The 1,140-nt window shown below is 43.2% G+C and carries 3 protein-coding genes; all 3 read right to left on the bottom strand.

The features are described from left to right. Complete coding sequence (locus tag HBN98_RS27770) at nucleotides 1-531, bottom strand: CPCC family cysteine-rich protein (protein WP_162276300.1); 531 nt, start codon at nucleotides 529-531, stop codon at nucleotides 1-3. Between the two features lies 1 nt (nucleotide 532). Next, nucleotides 533-898 (bottom strand): hypothetical protein, encoded by a 366-nt coding sequence (locus HBN98_RS27765; protein WP_151101601.1) that lies wholly within the window; start codon nucleotides 896-898, stop codon nucleotides 533-535. After that, the coding region (locus HBN98_RS27760; protein ID WP_262381666.1) for an RHS repeat-associated core domain-containing protein at nucleotides 874-1,140 on the bottom strand (267 nt) is incomplete at its 5' end. The genes HBN98_RS27765 and HBN98_RS27760, both read right to left, overlap by 25 nt.

Here is a 1,140-nt window from a genome sequence, read left to right as displayed (position 1 = left end):
TTATTCTTTCACCCATTTATCCAAAGGAAGTTTCTCAGTTTTTTTTGCAAACAATTCTTTTGCTTCCCGAAGAGTCATGTGGTTTGGGCCGCTATACGTGTCAAGGTTGCTAGTTCCATTGTCTTCCCATTTGCATAGGTCGCAAATTTCATAATTACCAAGCACTGAAAGCGTGCGATATTTACAGCACGGGCAAGGCATCAGAGTTTCAATTTCTCCGGATACCTCGTACTCTCCAATATTCAATTGCTTTATTTTTTGTGATAGGAATGCGTTTGTTACGCCTTTATAGCTTGATGTTAGGGCAAGCATGATAAGTTCGTCATATTTTTTGTCATTGATGTCGCTAGGTAAGTCGTCCCCGCTAGTAATAAGGCTTTGCATTTGCTCTGATAGCGCGAAGAATTCAGGATTGCTCTCATCAATACTCCACCAATCGAGGAGATGAGATTCTCGCTCGTCATGGTCAAGCAAAATCAAAATTGCCTTTGAGATTTTTTTTATAGCATCGTGTCTATCAATTTTGGTCATTTTATAAATCCTTAGCCAATTCGATGGCGGATTGGAAGGCGTCGGCACTTCTACCATCATCTCTATAAAATGTTCTAATTTCTCTGGATTTCAAGTGCCCAACAAATATTCGTCCAGTTGCTGGATCATGTTTGATTACAAAATTTCCGACATTCATTTCGTTAAAGCTTCCTGATTCTTTCGAGAATTCTTTCGCCTGTTTTAAGTATTCAGTTTGGCTTATGTTTCCGAATTCTTTTTGATCGATTACATGCTTTTGATAATGAGGTTGCAACTTCCCAGAAGAAAATCCCTTCCAATTGACAGATGCGGCCGCCGTTGGAACCTGCGCATCTCCTTGATTTACTTTGGTTTTGTCCTCAGGCACCTCAGCGCTTTGGCCAGGAATGCATTTATCTCCGCCAGGACAGTGTTCAGACCAAGCGGATCCACCCAACCCGTAGGGCTAGGCACGTACTGATAGTTGTTCAACCCACCCGCAAGCTTGATTGGATCCGGCGTCAAAAACCGCCCAGTGCCCGGATTGTAGTAGCGGTGCCGGTTGTAATGTAACCCCGTCTCGGCATCGAAGTACTGACCTTGGAAGCGCAGCGGATTATCAATCTCGCT

It is taken from the genome of Pseudomonas koreensis, from assembly GCF_012986595.1.
Classification (GTDB): domain Bacteria; phylum Pseudomonadota; class Gammaproteobacteria; order Pseudomonadales; family Pseudomonadaceae; genus Aquipseudomonas; species Aquipseudomonas koreensis.
This window is presented reverse-complemented; position numbering and strand designations above follow the sequence as displayed.

What these genes read in the sequence shown, in the direction of transcription:
- HBN98_RS27770 (WP_162276300.1), bottom strand. Translation starts at nt 531, where the DNA reads ATGACCAAAATTGATAGACACGATGCTATAAAAAAAATCTCAAAGGCA.